The 26,295-nt window shown below is 60.3% G+C and carries 24 protein-coding genes; 14 read left to right on the forward strand and 10 right to left on the reverse strand.

Annotation, left to right across the window (positions count from 1 at the left end; translation table 11 throughout):
• Positions 1-148: 148 nt before the first annotated feature.
• From U5O12_RS18515 to U5O12_RS18530, 4 genes are all read left to right on the forward strand, one after another.
• Entirely contained in the window at positions 149-1,894 is a 1,746-nt protein-coding gene (locus U5O12_RS18515) for a methyl-accepting chemotaxis protein (RefSeq protein WP_322580062.1), read from the forward strand.
• A gap of 73 nt (positions 1,895-1,967) precedes the next feature.
• A complete protein-coding gene (locus tag U5O12_RS18520) occupies positions 1,968-2,129 on the forward strand; it encodes a hypothetical protein (protein ID WP_322580063.1) in 162 nt (53 codons plus the stop codon).
• Between the two features lie 59 nt (positions 2,130-2,188).
• Positions 2,189-2,473 (forward strand): TfoX/Sxy family protein, encoded by a 285-nt coding sequence (locus U5O12_RS18525; RefSeq protein ID WP_322580064.1) that lies wholly within the window; start codon positions 2,189-2,191, stop codon positions 2,471-2,473.
• A gap of 82 nt (positions 2,474-2,555) precedes the next feature.
• On the forward strand, positions 2,556-2,795 hold the full coding sequence (locus tag U5O12_RS18530; protein WP_322580065.1) for a hypothetical protein: 240 nt from the start codon (positions 2,556-2,558) through the stop codon (positions 2,793-2,795).
• Here U5O12_RS18530 and U5O12_RS18535 read toward each other — a convergent pair.
• The 5 genes from U5O12_RS18535 to U5O12_RS18555 all read right to left on the reverse strand — a co-directional run bounded on the left by U5O12_RS18535 (position 2,792) and on the right by U5O12_RS18555 (position 10,852).
• Entirely contained in the window at positions 2,792-4,045 is a 1,254-nt protein-coding gene (locus U5O12_RS18535; protein WP_322580066.1) for an alpha/beta hydrolase, read from the reverse strand. The two genes, U5O12_RS18530 and U5O12_RS18535, sit on opposite strands and share 4 nt — an antisense overlap.
• 23 nt (positions 4,046-4,068) lie before the next feature.
• Positions 4,069-5,073 carry a pseudouridine synthase gene (locus U5O12_RS18540; protein ID WP_322580067.1) on the reverse strand — a complete coding sequence of 335 codons (1,005 nt, stop codon included), beginning with the start codon at positions 5,071-5,073 and terminating at the stop codon, positions 4,069-4,071.
• 73 nt (positions 5,074-5,146) lie between these two features.
• Positions 5,147-8,743, reverse strand: a complete 3,597-nt coding sequence (locus tag U5O12_RS18545) for an Eco57I restriction-modification methylase domain-containing protein (protein ID WP_322580068.1) — start codon at positions 8,741-8,743, stop codon at positions 5,147-5,149.
• An 800-nt stretch (positions 8,744-9,543) separates the two neighbouring features.
• Positions 9,544-9,969, reverse strand: coding sequence for a hypothetical protein (locus U5O12_RS18550; RefSeq protein WP_322580069.1), 426 nt, complete (start codon positions 9,967-9,969; stop codon positions 9,544-9,546).
• A 157-nt stretch (positions 9,970-10,126) separates the two neighbouring features.
• Positions 10,127-10,852, reverse strand: a complete 726-nt coding sequence (locus U5O12_RS18555) for a Crp/Fnr family transcriptional regulator (RefSeq protein ID WP_322580070.1) — start codon at positions 10,850-10,852, stop codon at positions 10,127-10,129.
• A 162-nt stretch (positions 10,853-11,014) separates the two neighbouring features.
• On the opposite strand from U5O12_RS18555, the gene U5O12_RS18560 reads away from it, so the two are divergent.
• From U5O12_RS18560 to U5O12_RS18595, 8 genes are all read left to right on the forward strand, one after another.
• On the forward strand, positions 11,015-12,967 hold the full coding sequence (locus U5O12_RS18560; protein WP_322580071.1) for an AMP-dependent synthetase/ligase: 1,953 nt from the start codon (positions 11,015-11,017) through the stop codon (positions 12,965-12,967).
• Positions 12,968-13,028: 61 nt separating this feature from the next.
• Positions 13,029-13,811 (forward strand): ABC transporter ATP-binding protein, encoded by a 783-nt coding sequence (locus tag U5O12_RS18565; protein WP_322580072.1) that lies wholly within the window; start codon positions 13,029-13,031, stop codon positions 13,809-13,811.
• 12 nt (positions 13,812-13,823) lie between these two features.
• Complete coding sequence (locus U5O12_RS18570; protein ID WP_322580073.1) at positions 13,824-14,753, forward strand: branched-chain amino acid ABC transporter permease; 930 nt, start codon at positions 13,824-13,826, stop codon at positions 14,751-14,753.
• Between the two features lie 67 nt (positions 14,754-14,820).
• A complete protein-coding gene (locus U5O12_RS18575) occupies positions 14,821-15,897 on the forward strand; it encodes a branched-chain amino acid ABC transporter permease (RefSeq protein ID WP_322580074.1) in 1,077 nt (358 codons plus the stop codon).
• A gap of 61 nt (positions 15,898-15,958) precedes the next feature.
• On the forward strand, positions 15,959-17,278 hold the full coding sequence (locus U5O12_RS18580; RefSeq protein WP_322580075.1) for an ABC transporter substrate-binding protein: 1,320 nt from the start codon (positions 15,959-15,961) through the stop codon (positions 17,276-17,278).
• A 148-nt stretch (positions 17,279-17,426) separates the two neighbouring features.
• Positions 17,427-18,236: an ABC transporter ATP-binding protein gene (locus tag U5O12_RS18585; RefSeq protein ID WP_322580076.1), complete on the forward strand. Its 810-nt coding sequence runs from the start codon at positions 17,427-17,429 to the stop codon at positions 18,234-18,236.
• 84 nt (positions 18,237-18,320) lie between these two features.
• Entirely contained in the window at positions 18,321-19,574 is a 1,254-nt protein-coding gene (locus U5O12_RS18590) for a phenylacetate--CoA ligase family protein (protein ID WP_322580077.1), read from the forward strand.
• A 195-nt stretch (positions 19,575-19,769) separates the two neighbouring features.
• Complete coding sequence (locus tag U5O12_RS18595; protein ID WP_322580078.1) at positions 19,770-20,741, forward strand: tripartite tricarboxylate transporter substrate-binding protein; 972 nt, start codon at positions 19,770-19,772, stop codon at positions 20,739-20,741.
• 53 nt (positions 20,742-20,794) lie between these two features.
• Here the strand turns inward: U5O12_RS18595 and U5O12_RS18600 are convergent, their stop codons facing one another.
• On the reverse strand, positions 20,795-21,124 hold the full coding sequence (locus U5O12_RS18600; RefSeq protein ID WP_322580079.1) for a DUF1840 domain-containing protein: 330 nt from the start codon (positions 21,122-21,124) through the stop codon (positions 20,795-20,797).
• 75 nt (positions 21,125-21,199) lie between these two features.
• Here U5O12_RS18600 and U5O12_RS18605 point away from each other — a divergent pair, with 75 nt between their 5' ends.
• The gene (locus U5O12_RS18605) at positions 21,200-21,526 is read left to right on the forward strand and encodes a polyhydroxyalkanoic acid system family protein (protein WP_322580080.1); all 327 of its coding nucleotides are present in this window, start codon (positions 21,200-21,202) and stop codon (positions 21,524-21,526) included.
• Positions 21,527-21,586: 60 nt separating this feature from the next.
• Here the strand turns inward: U5O12_RS18605 and U5O12_RS18610 are convergent, their stop codons facing one another.
• On the reverse strand, positions 21,587-21,841 hold the full coding sequence (locus tag U5O12_RS18610; RefSeq protein WP_315495553.1) for an acyl-CoA-binding protein: 255 nt from the start codon (positions 21,839-21,841) through the stop codon (positions 21,587-21,589).
• Positions 21,842-21,936: 95 nt separating this feature from the next.
• Here U5O12_RS18610 and U5O12_RS18615 point away from each other — a divergent pair, with 95 nt between their 5' ends.
• A complete protein-coding gene (locus U5O12_RS18615) occupies positions 21,937-23,544 on the forward strand; it encodes a wax ester/triacylglycerol synthase family O-acyltransferase (protein ID WP_322580081.1) in 1,608 nt (535 codons plus the stop codon).
• Positions 23,545-23,557: 13 nt separating this feature from the next.
• Here U5O12_RS18615 and U5O12_RS18620 read toward each other — a convergent pair whose 3' ends face one another.
• The 3 genes from U5O12_RS18620 to U5O12_RS18630 are packed head-to-tail and all read right to left on the reverse strand — an operon-like array spanning position 23,558 to position 26,254.
• Entirely contained in the window at positions 23,558-24,331 is a 774-nt protein-coding gene (locus U5O12_RS18620; RefSeq protein WP_322580082.1) for a hypothetical protein, read from the reverse strand.
• Between the two features lie 6 nt (positions 24,332-24,337).
• Positions 24,338-24,994: a TetR/AcrR family transcriptional regulator gene (locus U5O12_RS18625; RefSeq protein WP_094481862.1), complete on the reverse strand. Its 657-nt coding sequence runs from the start codon at positions 24,992-24,994 to the stop codon at positions 24,338-24,340.
• Positions 24,995-25,003: 9 nt separating this feature from the next.
• The gene (locus U5O12_RS18630; protein WP_322580083.1) at positions 25,004-26,254 is read right to left on the reverse strand and encodes a patatin-like phospholipase family protein; all 1,251 of its coding nucleotides are present in this window, start codon (positions 26,252-26,254) and stop codon (positions 25,004-25,006) included.
• Positions 26,255-26,295 lie beyond the last annotated feature (41 nt).

Below are 26,295 nucleotides of genomic sequence, written 5' to 3' on the forward strand. Positions count from 1 at the left end.
GCGCTGTTTCACTCGGCTATAGGGGTAAACGCGGGGGGGGGGGGGGGGGGCTGGAAAACACTCGGATTCGGCAACAAAATGGGCTCGCCTGCAATTGTCAAAGCTAATTCTAGATGCCCATCCCAAACCAACGTTGGAGTCAACACCCATGAGCTTTCTTAGCACCTTCGGCCTGACCGGTCGCCTGTACACCGCCGTGGCGGCTGTCACTGTGGCCCTTGTGGGGGCTGTCGTCTACACGGCCAGCAACCTGAGCAAGATGGACGAACTAGCCCAAAAGACCGAGTCTTTGCGCGTGCCGCAACTGCAGCGCATGGCTGCCATCCAACTCAATGTCACACGCACGTCGCTGCAGTTGCGCCACGCCATGCTTTCGCGCACGCCCGAGGAGCGTGCCGCCACCATGGCCGACGTGAGCAAGCTCAAGGGCACGTTGGACGGCTTGGTGGCCGACTACGAAAAAGCCATTGCCGCGCCCAAGTTTCGTGAACTCTTTCAAGCCATGAAACCCATGGAGGCCAAGTTCTGGCAACTGGGGGGCGAGAACATTGCACTGATCAATGAGGGCAAGAATGCCGAAGCCTTCGCCTTCCTGGTAGACATCACCATTCCGGCGCGCAATGTCTGGCTCTCACAGATTGCCGTCATGGTCAAGGCGCAGGAAGAGACTCTGAGCAGCGAAATCCACGACATAAGTAATGCCGCTGCCAACACCCGCAACGTGCTGGTGGGCCTGGCTGGCGCCATTGCCTTGGGCTTGGGTGCGTTGGCTTGGTACATAGGCGCTGCATTGCGCGGCCGTGTGCGCGAAATGCGCGAGATAAGCGAACGCGTGCGCGATGGCGACTTCACCCGCGCAGTGGCCGACCGCCGCCGCGACGAGTTTTCGCCGGTGATGGCCGCCCTGGGTGAGATGCAGACTGCCCTGGCCAGCGTGGTGGCCAATGTGCGCAGCAACGCCGAGAGCGTGTCTACCGCATCCGCAGAAATTGCGCAGGGTAACCATGACCTCAGTGCCCGCACCGAAAGCCAGGCTAGCGCGCTGGAAGAAACGGCGGCTTCGATGGAAGAGCTCAGTTCCACCGTCAAACAAAACGCCGACAACGCCCGCCAAGCAAACCAATTGGCCCAAAGCGCCAGTACAGTGGCAGTCAAAGGCGGTGAGGTGGTGGCCCAGGTGGTAGACACCATGAAGGGCATCAACGACTCCTCCAGGAAGATTGCCGACATCATCAGCGTGATTGATGGCATCGCCTTCCAGACCAATATCTTGGCGCTGAACGCAGCGGTAGAGGCCGCTCGTGCTGGCGAACAGGGCCGAGGCTTTGCCGTGGTGGCGTCAGAGGTGCGTAGTTTGGCCGGGCGCAGTGCTGAAGCTGCCAAAGAAATCAAGGGGCTGATCAACGCCAGTGTGGAGCGGGTAGAGCAAGGGACTGTGCTTGTGGATCAAGCCGGGGCCACCATGACGGAGGTGGTAGGGTCCATTCGGCGCGTGACAGACATCATGGGGGAGATCAGTGCGGCTAGCGCAGAGCAAAGTGCGGGGGTGGCCCAAGTGGGTGAGGCCGTGACCCAGATGGATCAGGCGACGCAGCAAAATGCAGCATTGGTGGAGCAAATGGCCGCTGCGGCGAGCAGCCTCAAATCGCAAGCGCACGATTTGGTGGGAACGGTGGCCGTGTTCAAGCTCCCGCAAGGTGACGGTGCATTCACACCAGGCAATCATCATGGTGCCACGGCTATGCAACGCAGTACACCCGAGCGGTTTGCACCAGTTAAAAAGGCTGCACCAAAACATAGGACCAACGTCGCACCGCGGCTACCGGCGGCGGCACCCAAGCCACCAACAAGCAGCGGTGCCAATGACGATGATGCCAATTGGACAAATTTTTAAAGCGCAACTTTTTGCGAATTGGCCTATGACAGCCCCCAATTACCCTGAGAAGCCACAAAGTACTGACAGCTCTGTGAGCGACCTTGTTGATGCCTTGAACACTTTGCGCGACAGTTTGCTTGATGCGTCGATGGCCTTGCGCGACTACCAGTTTGAGATGGACACTGCGCAGCGCAGCTACGCGAATGAGGCGGCATCGGCGGTGATGGCCCGATTTACCACTGGGCTCCGATAACGCGGGCACGGCATTCAAATACGTATGGCTTCAGTGGTTCCCGCTTTGGATAGAACGTCATGCCCCATGATCTTGCTGGTCTGCCCAACCTAGGCGCAAAGTCCTGCGCGATGCTGCTGGCTGCTGGCATCCGCTCTGCGGATGACCTACACCGTCTCGGTTCGGTGGCCTCTTACCTTCAGGTCAAACGGCAAGGCGGCAACGCCAGTCTGAACCTGCTTTGGGCTTTGGAGGGCGCAATCAGTGGCTTGCACTGGCAGGAAGTCGCCCGTGAGCACCGCACCAGCTTGCTGCTTGCACTGGAGGATTGCGAGCGCATGGCCGGGGCGGCAAAAGGTGAGTAATACCGGGGGGTTTAGCGTCTGGCCTTCCCGTGGGCAGGCGTTGGGGCTACATTGCAGAAAAAGCCCCCAGGGACGCCCCGACATGAAGCCAGACAAGCCACCTACCTTCCCCGCCACCAGCAAGCCAGGCCCGGCCAAGCCTTACGACAGTTTGTTGGACCCGCTGCCTTTGCCGGATGTGACGGAGAGCGACACCGACACCGCCTGGGGCCTGTGGGAGGCGAGTGTGGAAGGTACGGAGAAGAAACCGGGGGCTGAAGCGCCCCCTGACTTTGAGCCCACGGTGCCCGTGGATCTGGACAAGCTGTTTCCCAAATCCTAGTCCGCCAGCCAGGCCAGCAGCTGCGCCGTCACCTCGGGGCGGTGCAGCAGCTCCATGTGGTTCATTTGGTAGGCGATGCACTGGCTGGGCTTGGCAAACACCAGATTGCGTTTTGCCTCGTCGTGCAGGCCCAGCGCACTGCGCAGTGGCACCAGCCCATCTCCCAGCAGCCGGTCGGCCAAGGCGCCGCGCTGGCTGGCGGTGGTTGCGGCCACGGTAAAGCAGGCCACACCCTCAGGCAATGGCACGAGGGCCCGGCGGTCCGGCCCCTTGTGGAAGCGGTTGCGGCCCTGCCAATCCTCGGGGCTGACGAAGCCATAACGCAGGTCGGTAATGCCGGCGCTGCGCAACTGGCCCAGCTTGGCAAAGGGGCGCGAGTAGGGCGTGGCACCCAAGATCACATCGACCCAGTTGCCCGCGCGCTCCAGCGGTGCGCCGTGGTGCGGTGTGCCCAGAAAAACGATGTTCTTCAACACAGGCAGCCACGCTGGTTGGCTTGGCAATGCCTGCTGTACGGCGCTGCGCACCACCAGCCCGCCCATGCTGTGCGCCAGCACGGTGATCTCGGTCACCGGCACGGGCCAGTGGGCCACCAGTTGCGCCAGTTCTGCTGCCAGCAGCGCGCCGTTCTCTGAGGTGTGCAGGCCCGTGTTGTAGCGCACATAAACCGGGGTGTAACCCAACCCGGCCAGTGCGTTGGCATGGCTGCACACCTCGCCAGTGGCGGTGGTGTGGGTCCATTGCAGGTCGTTCATGCACAGGCCGTGGATAACGAGCAGTAGCTTGCCGCCCACAGCGGCTTTTGCGGGCAGTGTCGCAGGGTTGCTCCAGTCCAACGCCTGGCCCGCATGGCGCAGTTGCATGCGGGTGGCCAGCGGGTTGCCGCTGGCAGCCAGGCGGTCGCCCAGCACGCCGTTCAGGGCGGCCAGCACGGCTTCGCGCTGTGGAGTGTTGGGGGCTTGGGCATCGGCCGCGTCCAGCAGGGGCTGCAGCTTGCCCAACAGTGCTTCGGCGCCGCTGCCCACCAGCTGGGTCACGCCCTGCACGGTTTGGTAAATCAGGCCGGTCAGGCCGCGCGTGGTGCCCGCCGTTTGGCCGCCCGGCACGCCCATGCTGCCCCAAACCGACTGGTGCACGCCCTCTGCCATGCGCGCCACACCGCGGGTGGCCTGGGTGGCCAGTTGCACCACCCCACGCAGGTCAGACGCCCGAAAGTGCTGCAGGGCTTTGGGGCGGGGTGGCAGGGGCATGGTGGCCTTCGAAAACGGGTGTATTAAAACTTCTCGTGTGGCTGCAGATAGCGCCACTGGCCCACGGGCAGGTTGCCCAGCATGACCTTGCCCACGCGCACGCGCTTGAGGCCCACCACACGCAGGCCCACCAGTTCGCACATGCGGCGGATCTGGCGCTTCTTGCCCTCGGTCAGCACAAAGCGCAGCTGTTCGGGGTTTTGCCATTCCACCTTGGCAGGCTTGAGGCGTTGGTCGTCCAGGCTCAAGCCGTGGCGCAGCAACTGCAGTTTGTCGGGGGGAAACACACTTTGCACGTCGGTGCCCACCGGGTCGTCATCGTCAATGCGGCTGAGCTGCTGGGTCTTGCCGCCATAGGTGGCGGCGGGCGAGTTGGCCGCTGCGCTGTTGGCCACACCGGTGTAGACCACGCGCACCAAATACTCTTTTTCCATCACCGAGTCTTCGCCAATCAGCTGGCGCGCCACGCGGCCATCCTGTGTCAGCACCAAGAGGCCGGTGGAATCAATGTCCAACCGACCGGCGGGCACCAGGCTCTTGAGCTGGCTGCCGTGGAAGAAGAAGCGCGCGTTGTCCTCAGTCCAGCGGTTTTGCGGCTGGATGAGGGTGATGGCGGGCTCGTGCCCGTCTTCGGCCTGGCCGCTGACGATGCCAATGGGTTTGTTCAGCAAGATGGTGACCTGGTTGGCCTGCTGGCCCTGGGCCTGTTTGTCGATTTCGATCCGCACGCCGGGCAGCACCTGCATGCCCATTTCGGCCACCTTGCCATCCACCTTCACCCAGCCTTTGCCAATCCATTCGTCGGCCTCGCGGCGCGAGGCCATGCCCAGCTCGGCCATGCGCTTGTTCAGGCGCACCGTGCCGCCCGCGCCCTGGGCGGCGGTGTTGGTTTGGCCGGCCGGAATGGCGCGGTTGCCGGGGGCTCGGTTGGCAGGCGGTGGCGCGCGGCGCACGCCAGCCGGGCTGGCGGCATCGGTTGTCGGCGCCGGTGCACGGCGCAGGGTGGGGCGGGGGGGCTGGTCGGTCATGGTGAATTTGCTATTGTTTTAGGAGCTGCTTGCGCATATTGCATAGGGGCTAGAGGCAGATTTGGTTCGTAAATTATGGCCATAACAGGCCCAGTAGCGCCAGAATGTCCGTCTGGGTTTTGAAGTTGCCAAACACTTTTAGGTCTTGCTCTCGCACGATGGGGAAGGTGTCGAGCATGTAAGCAGCGTCTTTGGCATTCAGGCCATAGAGGTAAAAAAACACCGCATCCAGCGCGGCCATGCGGGCGCGGCGCTCGTCTTCATTCCACACCAGCGGGGGCAGCACGTCGCCTTGGTCGTCGACATAGCCCATGTCGCGGGCAAACGGCGCCATGTCGTGCGCGGTGTAGGTGAGTGCCAGCACCTGGGGCAGCACGAAGTCGGCCACCGTGGGGTGCGGGTGGTGGCCGTTCATGAGCTCGGCAGCGCGCATGGCGGAGACAAAGGCGGAGGGCAGGGGCTCGTCGAAACGCTCGGGGGCGATGACGGGGAGCTGCTCAAGAACAAACAAAGTTAAGTGCTGCGTCTGGAGCTTTTGTCGTAGGAAGAAATCACATGCAAACGAATTGAGATTTGCCAACAACAGCGAAGCGCACCGCAGGTAGTCCCTGTGATTAGTGTCTGCTTTGGGTAGCAGTAACGGGAACGTGTGTCCCGCACCGCTGGCAGGAATAAATGCAGCGATCGCTGAGCGAGCATTGGTGGGTGAAGTCACATCCTTAAATCCCAACAGTGCACTAGACATCTCATCAAACCTGAAGTCATCAGTACACACCCAGTACTGAGCGTCTGGCAAGAAAGTCGGGTCGGCTTTGCGTGCAGCATTTACGGGCACTTCTTGCGCGGGGCGGTGCAAGTTGGTGGGATTGATGATGATTTCAGCAGCCCGGTGGTCATACATCTGGACCATCTTGCCTTCAAAGAGTCGAACGTAACTTTTGGAGTCTTTCTCCCAGCAACCACCGCTGCCGGGTAGCCAACTCTGGGCAATCAATTCAGCCTTTCGCAAGAATTTCTTTGAGGCCGTCGCCATATTGTGCGTGCCTTGTGTGTAGCGCAGGGGCCATTGCGCGAGCGGCTGCTTTGGACGCCTGTCGATAAACACCGGATTATTTCGATAGACAGTCGTCGTTAATGTCCCTTCAAATCGGGACTTAAGCATTGGTGCTGTTCCACTGTTCGGATTGATGTTTTCGAAATCTGTAGCAGTCAGATACAAAATTCGCTGCTCATCCGTATCTAAGTCAGCGGGGCTGTTTAAGTAGAACGCGCATCTGACTGAATCGAAAGACCGAGCGCTTCCACCAAATCCAAAGACACTAAATTTAAAGCGTTGGTCGACGTCAGGGAAGTAACTGCCACATGGATTATTTCGATTTTCAAAGTCAAAAATCACATTCAATCTTTTTGCAGAAACGACACTTTTGAAAAAACTTACGCTCGCCTTGTCCGCTGAAATTCCTGACGGTGTTAGCAGCATTGCAAGGCCGTTAGTTGAAATAAGCGATTGAACGCGCTCCACAAAAAGTTTGTAAAGATTAACTTTGCCTGCCGAAAAATGTGGATATTCACCAGACTCCCGAACGACGCGCAAAATCGTTTCAGTTGTTTCCTCTGCCTTTTTGAATTCTGTCCACAACTGATGCTTGGTTGTCTTAAGCGCCGCAACTGCTTTTACTCGCTCCGCGGCGTTAGGGGTCAACGAGACAGAGTCATCTCTATCTGCAAACCATTCCACCTCTTTCATTTCGATAACGTCCCAAGGTGGGTTGCCAATGACAGCATCAAACCCACCCGTACCATCCGATTTCCAGACGTTGGGGAAAGCCGTCCACCAATGGAAAAATGATTCTCTCTGGGCGAGTTCTTGGGTTTGGGCTAGCAAAAGGTTGGCAGCATCAATACCGTCACCATGGCCTGTAATCTTGCCTTCCGCGAGAACAGCAATCAGATTTCTATCCAGCGAAAAAATCTCTGCCAATGCCAAACGTAATGTGTCGTCACCCAGTTTGGCTAATTTTTTGGGCGAGTTCACAGGCCAACCGGGTACTTTCCAGCGCAGGGCGCGCCAGAAGTCCAGCAGTGCATGTAGTGGTTTGACCTGTGCTTGAGCCTCGTCAGTCAATTGCTTGGACAACCGCGCCTCGGCAATGTCCACATCAGTCAAGTCTGCGACTTGGCCCAAGCTTCGTTCTGCAATATCCAGTCGTGCCAAGTCGGCCTGTTGAAACAGCATGCCAAGGTCATTGAGGTTCTTTTGAACCTGTGGCAACTGTTCGCCGTGTAGGCTGTCGCCAATTTTGAGGTGGTGATCTAAAAAACTCAGTGGAGCGCCCACGGTGAAGGTATGCAGCCACAGTGCAGTTTTTGCTAGTTCCACGGCCATGGGGTTTTTGTCCACGCCGAAGATGGTTTTTTTCAAAATCATGCGGCGCACGATGTGGCGGTCGTCCAGCTGCGCGTCGGTCACGGCCCATCCGTGGGTTTTGGCAGCGGTTTTGATGCTGCGGCGGATATGGGCGATGCGCGCGAGCACCGGGCTTTGCCAGGGGCGTCCACTCTCTACCAGGTGCGCGGCCCAGGGTTGGGCGTTGACGGTTTCTGTGGCGGTGGCAACGGCTTCCAGTACCCGGTCTGCAATGTCGTCCACTAGCGCCACCAAAAAGTGGCCGCTGCCCATGGCCGGGTCGCAGACCTTGAGCTCTAAGATTTGGCCTGCGGGGTCTTTTGCGTCTAGCGCATCCCAGTCGCCGGGGTTGAGCGATGTTTTTTTTCCTTGTTTTTTTAGGTGAGTTTCAAAGCTTTGCAAGCGCTCGGTAGCCAATAGTCCTACGGATTCGCGCAAGATCAGGCGGACTAGGTCATCGTGGGTGTAGTAGCTGCCCGATACCTTGCGCGCAAAGCTGGCCGGGGCGGCCACGATGCGGTTGATCTCGGGTTTATCTTTGTAGGTGTCGATAGCCTGCACTTCGTGCACCAGGCTGTACTCCAGCAGGCGCTCGTAAATGCCACCTAGGTGGGCCACGGCCAGGTCCCGGTAGTTGATCCAACCGGCCAGCAACTCTTCGGTGCGGCGCGAGAGGGCATCGATGATGGGGGCCATCACTTTGTCAGGTACTTTTGCACGGGTCAGCAGTAGAGAGCGCGCCCGGTTGAAGAGACCGCCGTTATAGGCAGGCATGCCGATGTCGTCGTCGCCTTCATCAATTAGCTGGCAAACACCCTCGATGTCACGCCAAATGTTGGACAAGGTACTGGAGAAAGTACCCCCGGCAATTACCTTGTCTCGTACGTCTTCGCGTATGCGGCGAATGCTGTAAGGGGCGTAGCGCGGGTCGCGCACAGGGAGCAGATTGCGGTCTTCGGCGTAAAACAAAAACAGCAGGCGGTACAGCAGCACCAGCGCGGCTTCGCGCACTTCGTCCAAGTACTCGGGTGTGTATTGCGCTCGGGTGAACTGGCCGTAGCCAATACTGTGGGTTTTGGCGTGCAGGTCGCCCCGGGCCAGTGCATCGGCTAGTTGGGGGAAGATGTCTTCAAATACCCGTTTGCCCAGGTCTTGCGACACTTTTTCTTCGTAGAGGCGCGCTTCGTTCAGGGCGTAGGCATGGAAGGTGCGGCCACTATCGTCCCAGCTTTGGGGCAAAAAGGCGCCCCGGTGGAAGAACAAGAAGAATAGACGCAGGGCGTGGGCAGGGTCTATTTCGTCCAGCTCGTGCTGAATTCCGCTCAGGCCCAGCGCGGCGGCAACGTCGACCTCAAAAAACTCCTCGGAACGGGAGCGGGCGTCTTGCCAGTAGAGGCGCCACACATTGCCATTGGTCAGTACGCCCCATTTCACGGCACGGTCAGACACTACATCGGCCCGACTCAGGTAGCGCAGCATTTGGCTCGATGGCGCATCCGGGTCGGTAGCCTCCGTGCTGTCCCCCCGGTCTAGCGGACGCAGCCAGCGTTTGGCCTCCAAAATAGCCAAGCCGTGGCGGTAGCGTTTGTCGTCTTTGGTTTCGGCCAGCGCCAGCGCTTTTTTCTCGATGCTGGCAAACAGCAGGCAGTCGGGCACGTCTTCGCGGCGTTTGCCTGACAGGTTGACCTGGGGCAAAAAATCGTCGCCCCAGCCCAGCTCTACCAGCACTTTGTTGATGACGACGCTCTCGGTCTGTGCTTCGTTGATGGTGGAGCCTGCATCCAGCCCTGCAAAAATGTTCCGCAACGCAGCTTCAAACTTCGCCAGTGCCTTGCTTTCATCCAGAGCCAGCGAGGGTTGGGTGTCCAACACGCCGCGGGTTAGGAAGTCTTGGCTGAAAAGTTGCCCTTGCATGTGCTGTGTACCGTGGTTGGGAGAAGTTGGTGCTACGAAGTGTAGGGGAGAGTTTTGCTATTGTTTTAGGAGCTGCTTGCGCATATTTTACGGGCGCTGAGTGCCAATTTGGCACTTAATTGCGCGGCTGAGCCGCCTCGCAGCCACGGCTACTTGATGCGGCGCAGCGGCCCGAAGCAGGCGCTGCTTGTGGGCTCGTAGCAGGTCAGCATCTGGGTGCGGTCGGGGGTGAAGGCGTTGTAGTTAATGCTTTCCAGCCCGGTGTTGTCGGCCGAGTCGTTCACGCAGTCTTGGCCGCCATGGTCTTTGGTGGTGCGCAGCACAACGCGGTAAAACCCGTTGGCGTCGGGCGCTGCGGCCACGGTGAAGGTGTTGTCGGTACGCTCGTCCCGGCTTTGGATGAAGGCCTGGCCGTCGGCGCGGAATTCATAGACCTCGGTGCAGTTGCTCGGTTGGTGCGTCCACTGCCAGGTGCCCACCAGCGGGTGCCCGCTGGGCGGCCGCTCCGGCGCGGCAGGTGTGGCCGCCAAGGCCGACGCGGTAGATACCAGGGCAAGGAAAACGAGCTTCTTCATGGCTGCAAATGAAGTGAGGGAAGGGTGAACGTTGGGACCATGGTAGCGGACCTCCTGCAGTTGGCCGCCCACCTCGTCCACACCGCAGCGCACGCCACGCAGCCCACCAATCGAGTCACTATAAAAACAATAGCTGCTCGCGCATATTCCATGGGCGTTAGGGAGTGATTTGACGTGTAAACACCCGAGACCTCAGCGCCTGCAAATCCAGCACCCGCAACCCGCCGTATTCCACGCGAATGAAGGCCTGCGCCTCCAGTGCATTTAGCGCCTCGTTCACGCGCTGGCGCGACAAGCCCACCAAGTAGGCCAGCTCCTGCTGGGTGATGCGCAGCACCTCGCCCACGCCGGGGTAGAGCACGGGGTTGAACAGTGACGCCAGGCTGCGCGCCACGCGGATGTCGGGGTTGGTCATGCGGTCGATCTCGCGTGCGGCGATGAATTGGCCCAGGCGTTCGTTGAGCTGGTTCATCACAAAGCGGTTGAAGCCGATGGAGTGGTCCAACAGCCAGTGGAAGGTGTCCACATGCAGGCCCGCCACCTGGCTCTTGCGCAGCGCCTGGATGTTGTAGCGGTAAGTCTCGCGCTTGAGGGCTGTGCCCTCGCCAAACCAGCCGCCGGGCGGCACGCCGGTGAAGGTCATGGTCTGGCCCTCGGCGTTGTCGGTGCTCATCTTCAGCAGGCCGTCCACCACGCCAAACCAATACGTCACTGGGCGGCCCATGCGGCACAGGTATTCACCCGGCGCGGCCTCGGCAATGCGCAGGTCGTCCACCGCGCGCTGGCGTTCGTCGGGCAGCAGCACTTGCAGCCAGGGAATGGCGGCCAACTCGGCCTCGGTGAGGGGGCGGCGGCGCTGGTGAAGGCTGGGATCGGCGGTCATGGGCAGGCCTTGTAAGTTGCCAATAAGTGAAGGGAAAACACCTACCGAGAAATGCGCAAATTGTCGTTCAAACGACAACTTGGCGTCAAATGCAGTTCTACCATTCGCCCCATACCAAAAGCCCTCTGGCGCATGCCGGGGGCCATAACGAGGTGACACGCAATGGGTACGCACACGACATTTCCGCAGCTGTTGCTGCAGCACGCCAGCCAGCGCCCGCAGGCGCCAGCCATGCGTGAAAAGGAATACGGCATCTGGCAGGCGCTCACCTGGGCAGACCTGGTGCAGATGGTGGAGCAGATTGCCGCCGGCCTGCACCAGGCCGGCTTGCAACGCCACGATCACATGGTGGTGGTGGGCGCCAATCGCCCGCGCCTGTACGCCACCATGCTGGCTGCGCAGAGCCTGGGTGCCATTCCCATTCCGCTGTACCAGGATGCCGCGGCACCGGAGTGTGTGTTCCCCATCAACAATGCCGAAGTGCGCTTCGCCTTTGCCGAAGACCAGGAGCAGGTCGACAAGCTGCTGGAGGTGCGCGAACAGTGCCCGCAGCTGGCCCACATTTACTTTGATGATCCGCGCGGCCTGCGCAACTACGACGAACCTGGCCTGGCCGCGATGGATGAGCTGCAGGCCGCCGGCAAAGCGTTTGCAGCGCTGCATACCGAATTCTTCAAGGGCGAGGTCGCCAAGATTGCACACACCGATGTGGCTGCGATGTTCTTTACCTCCGGCACCACGGGCAACCCCAAGGGCGTGGTGCACACGCACGATTCGCTGCTGAACCGCGCCCGCGCCGGTGCCGAGTTCGACCGCCTGACCAGCGACGAGGACGTGTTGGCCTACATGCCGCCAGCCTGGATCGGGCAAAACATCTTCAGCTACGCGCAGTGGCTGTCGTGCGGCTATGTGGTGAACTGCCCTGAAAGCAGCGCAACGGCCACTATCGACCTGAAAGAGATTGGCCCCACCTACTACTTTGCGCCGCCGCGCGTGTTCGAGGGCATGCTGACCACGGTGATGATCCGTATGGAGGACGCGGGTGCCCTCAAGCGCAAGATGTTCCATTACTTCATGGGCGTGGCCCGGAAAGTGGGCCCTGCGCTGATGGACGGCCTGCCCGTGTCCGCCGCGGACCGTGCCTTGTATGCACTGGGCAATATGCTGGTGTATGGCCCGCTGCGCAACACCCTGGGCTTCAGCCGGGTGCGCGTGGCTTACACCGCGGGCGAAGCCATTGGCCCCGATCTATTTACCTTCTACCGCTCCATTGGCATCAACCTCAAGCAGCTCTACGGCTCTACCGAGACTGCGGTGTTCGTGTGCTTGCAGCCCGACAACCAGGCGCGTGCCGATACGGTGGGCGTACCTTGCGCGGGGGTGGAAATCAAGGTGGCCGACAACGGCGAGATTCTGGTCAAGTCGCCCGGTCTCTTGAAGGAGTACTACAAAAACCCCGCTGCCACGGCCGAGGTGCTGACGGCGGATGGCTGGTACCACACCAGCGATGCTGGCTTTATTGATGCGCATGGCCACCTCAAGATCATCGACCGCGTGAAAGACGTGGGCCGCATCCAGGGCGGTGCATTCGATGCCGCCATGTTTGCCCCCAAGTACGTGGAGAACAAGCTCAAGTTCTTCCAGCACATCAAGGAAGTGGTGGCCTATGGCGATGGCCGCGAAAAAGTGTGCGTGCTGATCAATATCGACTTTGATGCCGTGGGCAACTGGGCCGAACGGCGCAATCTGCCATACGCCGGCTACACCGATCTGGCGCAAAAGCCCGAGGTCTACCAGCTCATCAAGGAGTGTGTGGAGAAGGTGAATGCCGACCTGAGTGCGGACGCGCTGCTGGCTGGTAGCCAGGTGAGCCGTTTTCTGGTGCTGCACAAGGAGCTGGATGCCGACGACGGCGAACTGACCCGGACCAACAAGGTGCGCCGCGGCTTTATCGCCGAGAAATACCAGGTGCTGGTGGACGCCCTGTACGGCGGCAAGACCAGCCAGTTCATCGAAACCCAGGTCAAGTTTGAAGATGGCCGCACCGGCAGCGTGAGTGCCACGCTGAGGATTGACGACGCAAAAACATTCGCCCCTGTGAAGGCTGCGGCATGAGCGCCGCGCAGGGCCGCCCCAAGCAAGCTCGCACCGCAGTGCGCAGCACGGAGGTTATGTAGTGAGCAAGAAAATAGGTGACGTCATCCTGGACGTCAAAAATATCTCCCTTCGCTTTGGCGGCGTGAAGGCGCTGACCGACATCAGCTTCGATGTGCGTGAGCACGAGATCCGCGCCATCATCGGCCCCAACGGGGCGGGCAAGAGCTCCATGCTCAACTGCATCAACGGCGTGTATGCACCGCAGGAGGGTGCCATCACCTTCCGTGGCCAAGCCTTCAAGTACATGAACAGCCACCAGGTGGCCACTATGGGCATAGGCCGGACTTTCCAGAACCTGGCCTTGTTCAAGGGCATGAGTGTGTTGGACAACATCATGTCCGGGCGCAACCTCAAGATCAAAAGCAACATCCTGCTGCAAGCGCTGCGCATTGGCCCGGCCGAGCGCGAGGAAATCCAGCACCGCGAGGCGGTCGAACGCATCATCGACTTCCTCGAAATCCAGGCCTACCGCAAGACCCCCGTGGGCCAGCTGCCCTATGGACTGCAAAAACGCGTGGACCTGGGACGCGCCTTGGCCATGGAGCCACAGGTGCTGCTGCTGGACGAGCCCATGGCCGGCATGAACGTGGAAGAGAAGCAGGACATGTGCCGCTTTGTGCTCGACGTGAACGACGAGTTTGGCACCACAGTGGTGTTGATCGAGCACGACATGGGCGTGGTGATGGACATCAGCGACCGGGTGGTGGTGCTGGACTACGGCAAGAAGATTGGCGACGGGACCCCCGATGAAGTGCGCAACAACCCCGACGTGATCAGCGCCTACCTCGGCACCTCGCACTAAGGACATACCAAGATGGCATTTTTTCTAGAGACCTTGCTTGGCGGCCTGATGGCCGGCATGTTGTATTCCCTCGTCGCACTGGGCTTTGTGCTGATCTTCAAGGCATCAGGCGTATTCAACTTTGCGCAAGGTGCCATGGTGCTGTTTGCAGCCTTGGCCATGGCGCGCTTTGCAGAATGGATTCCGCTGCACCTGGGAATCAGCGACCCGATTGCCGCCAATGTCTTGGCCTTTGTGGGAGCGGGCGTGGTGATGTTTGTGGTGGCCTGGATCATCGAACGCCTGGTGCTGCGCCACCTGGTCAACCAGGAAGGCACTACGTTGTTGATGGCTACGCTGGGCATCACCTATTTCATGGAAGGCTTGGGCCAAACGATCTTTGGCAGCAGCATTTACAAGATCGACATTGGCATGCCCAAAGACCCGGTGATGATTCTGGAGAGCACCTTTGAAGGCGGCATCCTGATCAACAAGGAAGACTTTTACGCCGCCATCATTGCCGCGGCACTGGTGGCATTGCTCAGCGTCTTCTTTCAGAAAACGGCCACCGGCCGGGCCCTGCGCGCGGTGGCCGACGATCACCAGGCCGCGCAATCCATTGGCATTCCGCTCAACCGCATCTGGGTCATCGTCTGGTGCGTGGCCGGTGTGGTGGCGCTGGTGGCCGGAATGATCTGGGGCAGCAAGCTGGGCGTGCAGTTCTCATTGACCACGGTGGCGCTGCGTGCGTTGCCGGTCGTGATTTTGGGCGGACTCACCTCGGTGCCCGGTGCCATTGTGGGCGGCTTGATTATTGGGGTGGGCGAGAAGCTGTCCGAGGTCTTTCTGGGCCCCTATGTGGGTGGCGGCATCGAGATCTGGTTTGCCTATGTGTTGGCGCTGGGCTTTTTGCTGATTCGGCCCCAAGGCCTATTTGGCGAAAAAATCATCGACCGCGTATGACGACCGCTTTGAATCTTTCTTTGCGAACTGCCGCACTGACACCTAGCTAAGAAATTGCGAGATAAAAATGTTCTACAGAGAAAACGGTCAATTCAAAACCAGCTACCGCGCGGACCAGCAGATCTTTCCTATCGCGCAAGACCGCATCGCCATTTTGGCCCTGCTGGTGGTTGCGTTTGCGGTGGTGCCCCTGTTGGCCAGCGACTACATGTTTCGGGCCATCCTGATTCCCTTTCTGATCTTCTCGCTGGCGGCGGTGGGCGTGAACATTCTGGTGGGCTACTGCGGGCAAATTTCGCTGGGTTCGGGTGCCTTCATGGCGGTGGGGGCTTATGCGGCTTACAACTTCTTTGTGCGCATTGAGGGCATGCCGTTGCTGGTGGCGCTGCTGCTGGGTGGTGTGAGCTCCATGCTGTTTGGCATGGTGTTTGGCCTGCCCAGCCTGCGGGTCAAAGGCCTGTATCTGGCGGTGGCTACGCTGGCCGCGCAGTTTTTTGCAGACTGGATGTTTTTGCGTATCCAGTGGTTCACGAACAACTCGCCGTCGGGCTCGGTGTCGGTGTCCAACCTGCAGGTGTTTGGCTTTTCGCTGGAGAGCCCAGTGGCCAAGTACGTGTTTTGCCTGAGCCTGCTGGCCGTTATCGCGTTTTTGGCCAAAAACTTGGTGCGCGGCGCGGTGGGCCGCGAGTGGATGGCGATCCGTGACATGGACGTGGCGGCCGCCGTGATTGGCATCCGCCCCATGTACGCCAAGCTCAGCGCGTTTGCGGTCAGTTCTTTCATCGTAGGTGTAGCCGGGGCCTTGTGGGGCTTTATTTACCTGGGCGCCTGGGAGCCCGCGGCCTTCTCGGTGGACCAGTCCTTTCGCCTCTTGTTCATGGTGATCATTGGCGGCATGGGTTCCATCATGGGCAGCTTTTTTGGGGCGGCCTTCATCGTGGTGCTTCCCATCTTCCTGAGCCAGGTCCTGCCCGTGCTGGCCAGCCTGTTTGGGATCGAGATTTCCACCGCGGGTATTTCGCATGCCGAGTTGATGATTTTTGGCGGTCTGATTGTGTGGTTCTTGATTGTGGAGCCGCATGGCCTGGCCAAGCTGTGGTCCATTGCCAAACAAAAACTGCGTCTCTGGCCTTTTCCCCATTAGGGCCTGCGCGCTGGTCCCCGTGTTTTCCCCGTGCTTCAACACTTAATTACAGGAGAGACAAATGAAGCTTTCTAAACTCGTTCTCGCAACCGTCGCCCTGGCCTCCGGGTTGGCGGCTGGCCAAGCCATGGCCCAGGCCAAGGAGCAGTTCATTCCGGTGCTGTCCTACCGCACCGGGCCTTACGCGCCCAACGGTGTGCCATGGGCCAACGGCTATGTGGACTACATCAAACTCACCAACGCGCGTGGTGGCATCAATGGGGTGAAGTTCAGTTTTGAAGAGTGCGAAACCGGCTACGACACCGCACGCAGCGTGGAGTGCTATGAACGCCTCAAGGGCAAGGGCGCGTCCTTTGTGCAGCCGCTGTCCACTGGCGCTACGTTTGCCATTACCGAAAAAGCACCGGCCGACAAGATCCCCGTGGTGACGGTGGGCTACGGCCGCAGCGAAAGCGCGGACGGCTCGGTATTCAAGTGGAACTTCCCGATCGCCGGCACCTACTGGGTCGCTGCTGACGCGATCATGCAAGCGATCGCCAAGAAAGAAGGCGGCTTTGACAAGCTCAAGGGCAAGAAGCTGGCGCTGGTGTACCACGACAGCCCGTTTGGCAAAGAGCCCATTCCGCTGCTGCAAGAACGCGCTGCCATGCATGGTTTTAACCTGCAGCTGTTGCCCGTGACCGCCCCCGGTGTGGAGCAAAAAGCCACCTGGCTGCAGGTGCGTCAAAACCGGCCTGACTACGTGGTCCTGTGGGGCTGGGGCATCATGAACAGCACCGCCATCAAGGAAGCGCAAGCCACCGGCTACCCGCGCGAGAAGATGTATGGCGTGTGGTGGGCGGGTGCCGAGCCTGATGTGAAGGACGTGGCCGACGGTGCCAAGGGCTACAACGCCGTGACCATGCAGCACGGTGCCGAACCCAACTCCAAGCTGGTGAAAGACGTGATGGCCATGGTGCACGGAAAAGGCCAGGGCACCGGACCCAAGGAAGAAGTGGGCCAGGTGCTCTACATGCGTGGCGCCATGAGCGCGATGCTGGCGATTGAAGGTGTGCGCGCGGCGCAAGACCGCTTTGGCAAGGGCAAGGTCATGACCGGCGAGCAAGTGCGCTGGGGCCTGGAGAATCTGAACCTGACCCAACCGAAGCTGGATGCCCTGGGCTTTGCCGGTGTGATGCGCCCCATCAGCACCTCGTGTGTGGACCACATGGGTGCATCGTGGGCCCGTATCCACACCTGGGATGGCAAGGCCTGGAAGTTCACCTCCGACTGGCTGCAGGGCGATGAGCAAATCATCAAGCCTTTGGTCAAGACCACTGCCGCCAAATACGCTGCCGAGAAGAAGCTGACTGCCCGTACTCCGGCTGACTGCCAGTCTTGATCTGCTTTGCAGATCAAGACGGCAGTTCTGCTGTCCTGACTGCACCCTCCCCAACCCCTCCCGCCGAGCGGGAGGGGCAGCGGCCCCGACGGGCCGCCAATCGACAGGCTTGCTGCGCAGGTCTGTCGATTGGTAAAGGCAACGACCTATGGACACTAAAAACATCGTTCTCAACGTGAATGGCATCGAGGTCATTTACAACCACGTCATCCTGGTGCTCAAGGGGGTGTCGCTGCAGGTGCCGGAGGGCGGCATTGTGGCCATCCTGGGTGGCAACGGGGCGGGCAAGACCACTACGCTGCGCGCGGTGAGCAACCTGCTGGCCGGCGAGCGCGGCGCGGTGACCAAGGGCAGCATCGAGCTGCGTGGTGAGCGCATTGAAAACCTGAGTCCGGCCGACCTGGTACAGCGCGGCGTGGTGCAGGTGATGGAAGGGCGACATTGCTTTGCCCACCTCACCATCGAAGAAAACCTGCTGACCGGTGGCTACACGCGCAAGAGCAAGGCGGAAGTGGCGGCGAATCTGGAAAAGGTCTACAACTACTTTCCGCGCCTCAAGACACGCCGTGCGTCACAAGCTGCCTACACCTCGGGCGGCGAGCAGCAGATGTGCGCCATTGGTCGCGCGCTGATGGCCAATCCGAGCATGGTGTTGCTGGACGAGCCGTCCATGGGCCTGGCGCCGCAAATTGTGGAAGAGGTGTTCGAGATTGTGAAAGACCTGAACGCCAAAGAACGCGTGACCTTCCTGCTGGCCGAGCAGAACACCAACATGGCCCTGAAGTACGCCGACTACGGCTACATCATGGAGAGCGGCCGGGTAGTGATGGACGGCGCCGCCGAGGACCTGCGCAGCAACGAGGACGTGAAAGAGTTCTACCTGGGCGTGGGCGGTGGCGAGCGCAAGAGCTTCAAGGATGTGAAGAGTTACAAGCGCCGCAAACGCTGGCTGGCTTGAATTGCTATGCAATTGATAGCTGTTTGCGCATATTCCATGGGTGCCAAAGCCCAAAATTACTTATAAACCCCTCGGCTGCCCACCATGACCAGATCCTACGACGCCCTGGAAACCCGATCCCCTGCTGAGCGCGAAGTCGCTTTGATGGCCCCCCTGCCCGCGCAAGTGGCACATGCCCAGCGCAGCGCTCCGGCCTTTGCCCGCATTCTGGCGGGGGTGGATGCCAGCCGTGTGGTCGACCGCGCTGCTTTGGCCCAATTGCCGGTCACGCGCAAAACCGAGTTGCAGGCGCTGCAACAGGCTGCACGCGAGCAGGGGGGTAATGTGTTTGGCGGTTTCAGCGCGCTGGGCTTTGGTGCCGCCATGCCGCGTGTGTTTGCCAGCCCGGGCCCTATCTACGAACCCGAGGGCACGGCCAAAGACTACTGGCGCATGGCGCGTGCCATGTACGCAGCTGGCTTTCGTCCGGGCGAGCTGATCCACAACAGTTTTAGTTACCACTTTGTGCCTGCCGGTTCGATGATGGAGACTGGTGCCCATGCGCTGGGCTGCACGGTGTTTCCTGGTGGCACCGGCCAGACCGAGCAGCAGGTGCAGGCGATGCGCGAGCTGCAGCCGGCGGGCTACATCGGCACACCCAGTTTCCTCAAGATCATTCTGGAGAAGGCCGCTGAAATGGGAGTGACCATTCCGAGCGTCACCAAAGCCATGTTTGGTGGCGAGGCATTTCCGCCGTCTCTGCGCGACTGGTTTCTGGAGCGCGGGGTGGATGGCTACCAGTGCTACGCCACGGCCGACCTGGGACTCATTGCCTACGAGACAACTGCCCGCGAAGGCTTGGTGCTGGACGAAGGTGTGATCGTGGAGATCGTGCGTCCCGGCACCGGCGATCCGGTGGCCGACGGTGAGGTGGGTGAGGTCGTGGTGACCACATTGGGCGCAGGCTATCCCTTGGTGCGGTTTGGCACGGGTGATCTGTCGGCCGTGCTGGCCGGGCCGTGCCCCACGGGCCGTACCAATACCCGCATCAAAGGCTGGATGGGCCGGGCCGACCAGACCACCAAGGTGCGCGGCATGTTTGTGCACGCCAAGCAGGTGGACGAGATTGCCAAGCGCTTTACAGAGGTGTTGCGGGCTCGGCTGGTGGTGAGCGGCGAGATGGCCAGCGACACCATGGCCTTGCACATTGAAGTGGTCGGTAGCCCGGAGGGGCTGCCCAGCCGTGTAGGCGAGGCTATTCGTGACGTGACCAAATTGCGCGGCGATGTGGTGCTGGTGGCGCCGGGGAGTTTGCCCAATGACGGCAAGGTGATTGAGGATGCGCGCAGCTACCGCTAGGGCCGCTGGTAATGTCGGACTAGGGTTTTCCCGAGCTGTTGAACACCACAGTTATCAAGCGGCGCGGGCCTGGATAACCTAGGCTCGGCTGAAATTGGATTTCGCAGCCCAAGACCCCTGAGCGCTAGGTGCTTTCCGCATGACAGTGTTTGCCGGGGCAGGCTAGACTGCACACATTAACTAGGAGACTGAAACATGAAAAAACTGCTCGTCGTTGCGGCTGCTTTGGCTGCCATTGGTGCTCAGGCACAAGACTATCCATCCAAGCCTATTACGCTTGTTGTGCCTTTCGCCGCAGGTGGCCCCACCGACCGTGTGGCCCGTGACTTGGCCGAAGCCATGCGCAAGCCGTTGGGTGGTGTGAGCGTTGTCGTGGACAACGCTGCCGGTGCCGGTGGCTCTATCGGTGCCAACAAGGTAGCCAAGGCAGCACCCGATGGCTACACCCTGTTGTTGCACCATATCGGGATGGCAACGCTGCCGACCCTGTTGCGCAACATTCCCTACAAAGTCGAAAGTGATTTTGATTATTTGGGTTTGGTCAACGATGTGCCCATGACCTTGATTGGCCGCCCCTCGTTGCCTGCCAAGAATTTCAAAGAGCTCTCGACTTGGATCGGGCAGAACAAGGGGAAAATCAATTTGGGTAACGCCGGTATTGGTTCCGCTTCGCACCTGTGCGGGCTGATGTTCCAGAACGCCATGGCTGTGGACATGACCACGGTTCCCTACAAGGGAACTGCGCCAGCCATGACCGACTTGATTGGTGGCCAAATCGACTTCATGTGCGACCAAACCACCAACACAACAGCACAAATCGAAGCCAAGAAGGTGCTTGCCTACGCGGTGACTTCTCCCAAGCCATTGACCACGCCCGCCCTGAAAGACTTGCCCACCCTGAATGACTCCGGTCTCAAGGGGTTTGAGGTTTCGATTTGGCACGGCCTTTATGGCCCCAAGGGTCTGCCCGCCGACGTGGCAGCCAAGCTCAACGCTGCCGTGAAGGTTGCGCTCAAAGACCCCGACTTCATCAAGAAGCAGGAAGCTTTGGGTGCGGTGGTGGTGACCGACAAGCGCATGGAGCCCGCTGAGCACAAGAAATTTGTGGCTGCTGAAATCGCCAAGTGGAGCCCTGTGATCAAGGCCGCTGGCGTGTACGCCGACTAAGCCTGCGTTTCTGTGCCCCGTGAGGGGCCGAGACCCCCATCGTCTGGTGGCGCCTAGGTGCCCCAGACGATTTCTTTTTGGGCCTTCAGGCTGCGTTGCAGCATGTCCAGCAAGGGCTTGGCGCGCTGGCGCAGCGAGATGCCGGGTACATGGGTGTCCTCGCCGCTGGCCTGTGCTTCCAGCGCGGCCTGGGCCCGCTGGGCTTCCTCTTGTGCAATGGCCGCCTCCAGCGCCGCCTTTGCAGCCGGCATATCTTCTGGCAGGAGGATGCCTTTGGCGGGCGCACCTTCCTCGAACTTGCCCCAGATTTGCAGGATCTGGCGACCATTGGGTTCCAGCATGATGACGTCGCTGGAGACTTTGGATTTGAACTTGTACAGCATGGCGATGGACTCCGGTTTTATGGTGCAATGTGCCCACTCTTTTACCCCAAACGCATTTCAACGAGGAGCAGCACCGTGGCAGACCTTCATATTCTTCGCGAACACACCCTGGGCCTGGCTGGCGCCCGCAAAATTGCATTTGAATGGGCCGAGCAAGTGGAGCAAGAGTTCGACATGGAGTGTGTGTACGCCGAGGGCAAGACCGAAGACGAAGTGAGCTTCAAGCGCTCTGGGGTCAACGGAACCCTCTTGGTGACCAAGGACCAGTTTGAGCTGAATGCCAAACTGGGTTTTTTGCTGGGTGCTTTCAAAGACAAGATTGAGGCGGAGATTGTCAAGAACCTGGACCAGCTGCTGGCCCCCAAGACCGCCAAGCCCAAAGCGGCGGCGAAAAAAAAGTAGCGCTAGGCGCTACTTTTTTGATAGCTGCTTGCGCAGCAAATACGAGGGCTAGGGCCTGATTTAGCTCAAAGACTCAATCAGGTCGATGTACTGCTGCATCGCGTCGTCGTTGCTGGTGCCTTTGAATCCATTCCAGGCGTCCCACTTGGCGCGTCCCACCATGTCGGCGAAGCCTGGCTTCTTCTCGGCGTTGTCACCGGCGGTGGCTTGCTTGTAGAGCGCGTAGATTTTGAGCAGGGTGCCGTTGTCGGGGCGTTCGCTCAGGTTTTTGGAATTTGCAACGGCGGCTTCAAAAGCGGCTTTCAGGTCGGCCATGGTGTTCTCCATTGATGGTTACCCGCGTATCTTAAGGGGCGTTTTCACTGCAGAATAGGTGAGCACCCCCAACCCCTGTTTCGCCCGGAGAATCCATGGTCACCCGAGTTCTTGCCAAAGATGTAGCCCAGAAGGCCAAGCGCCGTGTCGCAGCCACCGTGGCTCCCGTCGGTCCGGTAGCCAAGAAAGCGACCCGCCAGGCCCAAAAAGCCGCACGGGTCGTCCAGAAGAATGTGACCAAGGCCGTGGCGGGTTCGCTGGGCCTGAACGGCGAACGCATGAGCAAAGTGGATACCGCGTGGTTGCGCATGGACTCTGCGGCCAACCTAATGATGATTGTGGGTGTGTGGGTGATTCACCCCAAGCTCAAACTGGCTGACCTGCAGCAGCGCATTGAGGAGCGCCTGCTCAAGTACCCGCGTTTTGTGCAGTGTGCCGTGGAAGATGCGGCCGGTGCCACCTGGGTGAAAGATCCGGCCTTCGACATTCGCAACCACCTGGTGACGGAGACGCTGGCCAAAAAGCCTGCGGGCCGCGAGCAAGAGGCGTTGCAAGACCGTCTGGCCCAGCTCACCATGGAGCCGCTGGACAAGCAGCATCCGCTGTGGCAGATGCATTTGGTGGAAGACTACAAAGGTGGTTCGGCCCTCATGGTGCGTATACATCACTGCATTGCCGATGGCATTGCGCTGATTTCGGTCACCCAATCCCTGGTGGACGGCGGTGCTCCGCCACCCCAACGCACCCCACGCCAGGCCCGCGCGGAAGGACTGGAGGGGGCCGAGGAGTGGATCGCCAACGCGCTGCTCAAACCCTTTACCAGCATGACGGTGAAGGCGCTGGGCGCGGCGGGCGAGGGCGCGGCCCGTTCCATGGGCCTGCTCATGGAGCCGCAAAAAGGCATGGAGCAGGGCATGCACAACTCGGTGGATGCCGCCAAGATGGCCTACCAGGTGGTGGCCGATCTGGCCTCGCTGGCCTTGATGCCCGACGACTCGCCCACCCGCCTCAAGGGCCTGCCGGGCAACCGCAAGCGCGTGGCGTGGTGCCCGCCGATTCCGTTGGAAGAGGTGAAGGCCGTTGGCAAGGCGCTCAATTGCTCGATCAATGATGTGCTGCTGAGCTGTGTGGCTGGCGCCATCGGCGAGTACCTGAAGGAGCAGGGCGAGGCGGTGGCTGGCAAGGAGATTCGCGCCATGGTGCCGGTGAACCTGCGCCCCATGGAGCAGGCCTACAAGCTGGGCAACCAGTTTGGCTTGGCCCCGCTGGTGCTGCCCATTGGTGTGGAGAATCCGGTGGAACGGGTCTACGAAGTACGCAGCCGCATGCGCGGGCTCAAGGGCAGCATGCAGCCACTGCTGGCCTTCGGCCTGCTGGCGGTGGCGGGCCTGCTCATCAAGCCCGCGCAGGATGCGCTGCTCAACCTGTTCTCGAAGAAGACCACGGCCGTGATGACCAATGTGCCGGGGCCACGCGAGAAGCTCAAGATTTGCGGCTCGACCATTGAAGAGACGCTGTTCTGGGTGCCGCAAAGCGGTTCTGTTGGACTGGGTGTATCCATTCTGAGTTATGGCGGCGGTGTGCAGTTTGGCGTGGTGTCAGACGCCAAGCTGTGCCCGGACCCGCAGCAAATCATCGACCAGTTTGAGCCCGAGTTTGCCAAGCTCTCCATGCTGACCCTGATGCTGCCCTGGGGAGATTGAGCTTTCGTGCGACTCAGGCGCTGAGCTCGGCCACTACGCGGTCCACACCCAAATGCTCCATGGCATCCAGGGGGGCGATGCTGGCGGCTTCTTCATAGAGGCGTTGCGCCTCCGCTATGCGTATGTCGCCGTCCAACATTAGCAAAGCCTTGCCGTATTCGGTGAGGGCAATGGCCGCTTGGGGAATGCGGGTCATGCCCTCGGCAAACAAATTGAGGGCCGTTTCACGTTTGGCACCGTAGGTGAGTTGACCAATCAGCGCCCCCACCTTGTCGATGACCTCTGCATGGAAGGCGGCCAATGCAATGTAGGCGTCGGCATGCTCGGGCTGCAATGCCAAGGTGGTTTCAAACGCAGTCTTCACTTTTGCGCCAATGCCTTTGGCCAGAGCTTTCGCAACACTCACGCCCTGGCTGTAGCGGCCCAGCGCGTAGCCGTGCAGGTAGTGGGCGTTCGCGCAGTCGGGGGCTTGTTCGGTTAGGGCCTCGCAGCGCTTGGCAACGTCCATGAACAGGTCTAGACGCGCTTTTTCTCCGGGCTCCAGGTAGTCTGCATAGATCAGGCGGGCTTTGTTGGCAACCACAGCGCCCGCCGCACCAAAGGCATCGCCTGCCTGGGCTGCTGCCTGAAACTCGCCCCGGTGGTACAGCACCCAGGCTTCCAGCACGCGCGGGTCGGTGGGCAGGGGCTCCTGGTCCCCGCGGTGCAAGACCGCCCACTGGGCACGCACGCCTGCCGCATCGAATACATGCCGTTCGGGGTAGGGGAAGGCGGTCCAAGTGGTCATGCAGTGTCAGGGGCTGGTGTAGGCCCCTGCCAGGGTGAGCAGGTGGGTACGCTGCTGAGGCTCCAGGTAGGGCACCAGCAGGTTGAGCACATGGTGCGCACCACGCATGAGGGCGGCCTGGGCGCTGGCGGGTTCTAGGGCGTTGCGGGGGTCACGCACGTACTCAAAGCTCAGCCAGTAGGTCAGCACCACCACCATGCTGGTGGCGGTGGGCTCCATCTCGCGGGCGTCCATGCGGAGTGCGCCAGAGCGCGCCATGCTCTCCAGCAGCGCGCGGATGGAGCGGGTCTTGTTCTTGAGCACGCTCTGGAAGTGGGTCTCCAGGCGGCGGTTCTTGCTGAGCAGGTCGTTGAGGTCGCGGTACAGAAAGCGGTACTGCCAGATCAGCTCGAACAGGGTGTGCATGAAGAACCAGGCGTCTTCTACATCGCGCACGTTGTCGCTGGCGTTGAGCACTTCGTTGAGGGAGCGCTCGTAGCGGTCAAACAACGAGTTGATGAGCTCGTCTTTGGCCGGGTAGTGGTAATAGAGGTTGCCGGGGCTGATGCCCAGTTCGGCAGAAATCAGCGTGGTGGAGACGTTGGGTTCACCAAAGCGGTTGAACAGCTCCAGCGTGACTTCCAGAATCCGTTCGGCGGTGCGGCGAGGGGCTTTTTTGACCATCGGGTACCTTCAGTGCAGGGCCTTGGCAGCGGCGGGCGCGGCCACCAGATGGCCCAAGTCATCCATCAGCTCTTGGAGTGTTGCAATCGCACGCCCCAGTTCCGTGGGGGGCTTCTTGGGCAGGCACAGATGGCGTTTGGGATCATCCAGCGCAACTTGGTTCAAGCTGATGCCATGACGCGCTAACTTGGCAGACAGTCCCGTCTTGCGTGAACGCAGCATTTGCCGTGTTTGTTGGTAAGCATGTTCGGCGAGATGGCGACGCTGGGCATAACTGAAGGTGTTGGCCAAGTAGAGCTCGGGGTCGCGGTGGTCGGGCTCAATCCACAAAATGTCTGTGTTGGGGTAGGCGTGTTCGTAATGCTTCATGCCCAGTTCCATGCGCGAGTGGATCATGGAGCGGAAGGTCTGGCTCAGCACAGCGGGCAGGCCGCCATCCACAATGCGCGGAATTTTTCGCTTTTCTTGTGGCACACCGCGTTGCATGACCTTGTCGAATTGCGGCGCTGTGGCGTCAAACGGCACCAAGGGGTTCAGGCAAATCATCAAGTCAATACCTTCTTCCAGAGCCACTGACGCATGCATCGTCTTCTTGAGCGCGCCGTCTACGTAGTACTGGTCATCAATCTCCACAGGAGGAAAAAGCCCCGGCAGAGCCGAGCTGGCCTGTACCGCCTGGGAGATCGGGATGTGGTCGAAGCCGGGGCGTCCGAATGGGGCGGCTTCGCCACTGTCAAGGTTGGTGGCCACCAGGGTGAGCCTGGTTTTGAGCTGGCGAAAATCGTTGGTGCGTCCAGGCTGGCTGAACAGTCGCGCCAGCTGGGTGTTGACCTGTGCATTGGAGAAAACGCCGGTAGGCAGGCCCGGGCTCAAGCGTTCCAAGCCTCGCAGCAAGGAGCTGCGCCCGCTAAAAACCTGCCAAGCTACTTGCAAGGCAAGCCCCGGGAGCATGATGCCACGGCGGACAAATTCACCGTAGGCCGGTTCCATGAGCCAGGAGGGGTCAAAGGTTTCCGAAGGCGCGCTGTCGTTTTCGATGAACGACGCGCACATGTCTCGCGGTGTCAGGCCATTTGCCAATGCAGCCGCAATAAACCCTCCAGCCGAAACTCCGATGTAATGGTGCAGCTGGTTGAAGTCCAGGCCCTCCAGAGATTCTTCTAGCGCGCACATGGCGCCAACTTCGTAAATCGCGCCCAAGGGACCTCCCCCCGCCAGTGCCAGCGCAATCTTGGGAGTGGGTTTCTTTTTTACGTTCATGGCCTGAAAGTGTAGATGCGAGTGGGGGCGTTTTTTGTTGC

Source organism: Rhodoferax sp., from assembly GCF_034519335.1.
Lineage (GTDB): Bacteria > Pseudomonadota > Gammaproteobacteria > Burkholderiales > Burkholderiaceae_C > Allorhodoferax.

Bases quoted from the DNA above. Each gene is read 5' to 3' on its own strand.
- U5O12_RS18515 (WP_322580062.1), top strand. From the start codon at position 149: ATGAGCTTTCTTAGCACCTTCGGCCTGACCGGTCGCCTGTACACCGCC.
- U5O12_RS18525 (WP_322580064.1), top strand. From the start codon at position 2,189: ATGCCCCATGATCTTGCTGGTCTGCCCAACCTAGGCGCAAAGTCCTGC.
- U5O12_RS18530 (WP_322580065.1), top strand. From the start codon at position 2,556: ATGAAGCCAGACAAGCCACCTACCTTCCCCGCCACCAGCAAGCCAGGC.
- U5O12_RS18535 (WP_322580066.1), bottom strand. From the start codon at position 4,045: ATGCCCCTGCCACCCCGCCCCAAAGCCCTGCAGCACTTTCGGGCGTCT.
- U5O12_RS18540 (WP_322580067.1), bottom strand. From the start codon at position 5,073: ATGACCGACCAGCCCCCCCGCCCCACCCTGCGCCGTGCACCGGCGCCG.
- U5O12_RS18550 (WP_322580069.1), bottom strand. From the start codon at position 9,969: ATGAAGAAGCTCGTTTTCCTTGCCCTGGTATCTACCGCGTCGGCCTTG.
- U5O12_RS18555 (WP_322580070.1), bottom strand. From the start codon at position 10,852: ATGACCGCCGATCCCAGCCTTCACCAGCGCCGCCGCCCCCTCACCGAG.
- U5O12_RS18560 (WP_322580071.1), top strand. From the start codon at position 11,015: ATGGGTACGCACACGACATTTCCGCAGCTGTTGCTGCAGCACGCCAGC.
- U5O12_RS18570 (WP_322580073.1), top strand. From the start codon at position 13,824: ATGGCATTTTTTCTAGAGACCTTGCTTGGCGGCCTGATGGCCGGCATG.
- U5O12_RS18575 (WP_322580074.1), top strand. From the start codon at position 14,821: ATGTTCTACAGAGAAAACGGTCAATTCAAAACCAGCTACCGCGCGGAC.
- U5O12_RS18580 (WP_322580075.1), top strand. From the start codon at position 15,959: ATGAAGCTTTCTAAACTCGTTCTCGCAACCGTCGCCCTGGCCTCCGGG.
- U5O12_RS18585 (WP_322580076.1), top strand. From the start codon at position 17,427: ATGGACACTAAAAACATCGTTCTCAACGTGAATGGCATCGAGGTCATT.
- U5O12_RS18590 (WP_322580077.1), top strand. From the start codon at position 18,321: ATGACCAGATCCTACGACGCCCTGGAAACCCGATCCCCTGCTGAGCGC.
- U5O12_RS18595 (WP_322580078.1), top strand. From the start codon at position 19,770: ATGAAAAAACTGCTCGTCGTTGCGGCTGCTTTGGCTGCCATTGGTGCT.
- U5O12_RS18600 (WP_322580079.1), bottom strand. From the start codon at position 21,124: ATGCTGTACAAGTTCAAATCCAAAGTCTCCAGCGACGTCATCATGCTG.
- U5O12_RS18610 (WP_315495553.1), bottom strand. From the start codon at position 21,841: ATGGCCGACCTGAAAGCCGCTTTTGAAGCCGCCGTTGCAAATTCCAAA.
- U5O12_RS18615 (WP_322580081.1), top strand. From the start codon at position 21,937: ATGGTCACCCGAGTTCTTGCCAAAGATGTAGCCCAGAAGGCCAAGCGC.
- U5O12_RS18620 (WP_322580082.1), bottom strand. From the start codon at position 24,331: ATGACCACTTGGACCGCCTTCCCCTACCCCGAACGGCATGTATTCGAT.
- U5O12_RS18625 (WP_094481862.1), bottom strand. From the start codon at position 24,994: ATGGTCAAAAAAGCCCCTCGCCGCACCGCCGAACGGATTCTGGAAGTC.
- U5O12_RS18630 (WP_322580083.1), bottom strand. From the start codon at position 26,254: ATGAACGTAAAAAAGAAACCCACTCCCAAGATTGCGCTGGCACTGGCG.